This is a genomic window from Halochromatium salexigens (assembly GCF_016653295.1).
GTDB lineage: Bacteria > Pseudomonadota > Gammaproteobacteria > Chromatiales > Chromatiaceae > Lamprobacter > Lamprobacter salexigens.
Window position 1 is genome coordinate 1 of the sequence record NZ_NHSF01000011.1, and the last position, 2503, is coordinate 2503.

Consider the following 2503-nt stretch of genomic DNA (forward strand, 5'->3'; position numbering starts at 1 on the left):
ATGCGCGGTTGAAACTCCCCGAGACCTGCACCTCGTTTCTGCTGCAGTCCTGGAACGAACAGCTGATGATCGAGCAGCCCTACGCACAGACCAACGACCTGCTCGAGCGCGTGCTCGAGGTGCGTCAATCGGTGCAGACGCTGGAACGTCAGCAGGCCGGGTTGAGCACCTGCGTGGACGCGTTTTGGGCGCAGCAGCCGCCACCCACGCCGGCATCCACAGAGACCCTGGTGGTCAACACCGTGTAAATTATAGGTATCTTCTGGCGACCCTGGAGTTGATGCGCGGATGTTTGACGGTGTCCTGGAGCGTTTTGCCGAACGCGCGCCGGCGAGCGTGATGGTGCGCGGCCTGCTGGAGCGGCTGCTCAACGCCGAGCGGCTCGAGGGCTGGTTCGAGTCGGCGTCCGGGGCGCAGTACACGCGCCAGATCCTGTTCTCCTCGCTGGTCGGGCTGATGCTGCAGGTCATCTGCCGGGTGCAGGCCAACGTCAATGCCGCCTATCGGGAGGCGTCGATCGCCGCCTCCATCGTGGCCGTCTATGACAAGCTCAAGGGGGTCGAGGTGTCGACCGCGCAAGGGCTGGTGCGCTTGACCGCCCAGGATGCCGCCGAGCTGATCGATGAGTTCGGTGGCGCCCGGGCCGAGCGCCTGCCGGGCTATCGCCTCCTGTACCTCGACGGCAACTGCTTGGCCGCCAGCGAGCGGCGGCTCAAGCCGTTGCGCGACAGTGCTGCGGCGCCCTTGCCAGGCAAGTCGCTGGTGGTCTTCGATGACGCCCGGGGCCTGCTCAGCGATGTCTTCCCGTGCGCCGATGGCCATGCCCAGGAGCGCAGCCTGCTCGATGAGGTCGCCGAGACGGTGCAGGCTGATGAGCTGTGGATCGCCGATCGCAATGTCTGTGTGACCGCCTTCTTGGCCGCCATCGCCCGCCGTCAGGCCGCCTTCCTCATCCGCCATCACAGGGGCTCAATATCAAGCCGCTCAGTGCCCTGCAACCGGTCGGCACCGGACCCGAGGGGGCGTTGTTCGAGCAGGCCGTGCAGGTCACCGATGCCGAGGGACAGACCTGGACCTGGCGGCGCATCGTGCTCGAACTCGAGCGCCCGACCCGCAACGGCGATCAGCAACTGATCGTCTTGACCAACCTGCCCGCCGAACAGGCCGAGGCCGCCACGGCGGCCGAACTCTACCGCAGCCGCTGGACCATCGAGACGGCGTTTCAAAAGCTCGAGGGGCATCTCAACTCCGAGCTCAATACCCTGGGCTATCCGCAGGCCGCGCTGTTTGGCTTCTGCCTGGCCCTGGTGGCCTTCAACCTCTATGCGGTGGTGATGGCCGCGCTGCGCGCCGCCCACCCCGAGGCCAACGTCGACGAGACGGTCTCGGAGTATTACCTGGCCGGCGAGATCGCCCGCACCAGCGAGGGGCTCACCATCGCGGTCGAGGAGCAACACTGGCAGGTCTTTGCGCAGGCCGATCGCGCCCAACTCTGTGCCTTGCTGCTCGCCTTGGCGCAGCGCGTCAACCTCAAGAAGCTGCGCAAGAGCCCGCGCGGACCGAAAAAGCCTCCCACGCCGCGGACCAAGCATAAGGGCAAGCCGCATGTCTCCACGGCTAAACTCCTGGCTGGGCGTTAACACGGCTAGCGACCCACCTTTAAAGGGCTGGACCTCGCGACCAAGTCAAATTGATCGCAGACAGGGCGCAGTCTGCCGATGAAGGGGAGCAGCCTGGGATGCCTGCCGAGGAGTGTGATTGGGGTTGGTCGGCCTACCCGGATCGGTCGCGCCGAGGTGGGTTTCCACTGGATGAGGCGGGCTTGGCCAACGTGCTTGAGGTGGTGCTGGGTGGGGCATGAAGGAGTCGGTCTTCCCCGACATCGATGGGGCCTTCACTTGGTATATCGCGACCAAGGATGGGCTCCGCGGACTGCGTGCTGCGATCCAATGCGGTGCCGTGCTCAGTGAAGACATCGGTGACGAGTTGTACGGCATGACGCTAAGCGAATGGCAAGATTACTTGCGCCGGCAGACGGTTAAGCGCGGGGTCTTCGCCACCTTGGCGCTGTTTGCGGCCTGCGAAGGTGGGATACGGCGTGATTTCGAGTGGCGTGCGACGGGGGAATTCGGGCAGACGCATGCGCAACGGTTTCGGAAGCTCCAGCTTCAGGCTGGTGACAATGCGGTGCCGCTGAACAACATCCTCACCGGCTGGATCGGTGCCGAAGGCGACAAAGCTTGGTTGCGGCAAAGACTGTTGCAGCTGTTGACCTTATTTCGCCAACGAAACGACTTGGGGTGGTGCCCCAGTCTATAGGACTTCAGAGGGTTTCAGCATTCTTGATTCACTGGCAGCGAGGCATTGTAATGGTGAACAAAATACCAGATTGCACCAATATGGTTGTCAAGCTTTTTTGAAAATGACAGCGCTTTTCTGACCAACCGCGAGACCCGTTGACGAAGTGTGCAATTGAAGCGTTCAATGTGATTCGTTTGACCGC

5 protein-coding genes are annotated in these 2503 nt (G+C 63.1%); 4 read left to right on the top strand and 1 reads right to left on the bottom strand.

The features are described from left to right. The 4 genes from CCR82_RS01675 to CCR82_RS01690 all read left to right on the top strand — a co-directional run. A partial coding sequence (locus CCR82_RS01675) for a hypothetical protein (protein ID WP_201243596.1) occupies positions 1-248 on the top strand: 248 nt, incomplete at its 5' end. 40 nt (positions 249-288) lie between these two features. Beyond that, positions 289-1134 (top strand): hypothetical protein, encoded by an 846-nt coding sequence (locus tag CCR82_RS01680; protein ID WP_201243598.1) that lies wholly within the window; start codon positions 289-291, stop codon positions 1132-1134. Continuing rightward, complete coding sequence (locus tag CCR82_RS01685) at positions 1041-1640, top strand: transposase (protein ID WP_201243600.1); 600 nt, start codon at positions 1041-1043, stop codon at positions 1638-1640. Before CCR82_RS01680 ends, CCR82_RS01685 begins: the two co-directional genes overlap by 94 nt. 217 nt (positions 1641-1857) lie before the next feature. Continuing rightward, positions 1858-2319 (top strand): hypothetical protein, encoded by a 462-nt coding sequence (locus CCR82_RS01690; RefSeq protein WP_201243602.1) that lies wholly within the window; start codon positions 1858-1860, stop codon positions 2317-2319. Between the two features lie 14 nt (positions 2320-2333). Here CCR82_RS01690 and CCR82_RS01695 read toward each other — a convergent pair. Next, on the bottom strand, positions 2334-2503 hold a 170-nt coding region (locus tag CCR82_RS01695; protein ID WP_276570509.1), incomplete at its 5' end, for an IS1 family transposase.

Bases quoted from the DNA above. Each gene is read 5' to 3' on its own strand.
- CCR82_RS01680 (WP_201243598.1), top strand. From the start codon at position 289: ATGTTTGACGGTGTCCTGGAGCGTTTTGCCGAACGCGCGCCGGCGAGC.
- CCR82_RS01690 (WP_201243602.1), top strand. From the start codon at position 1,858: ATGAAGGAGTCGGTCTTCCCCGACATCGATGGGGCCTTCACTTGGTAT.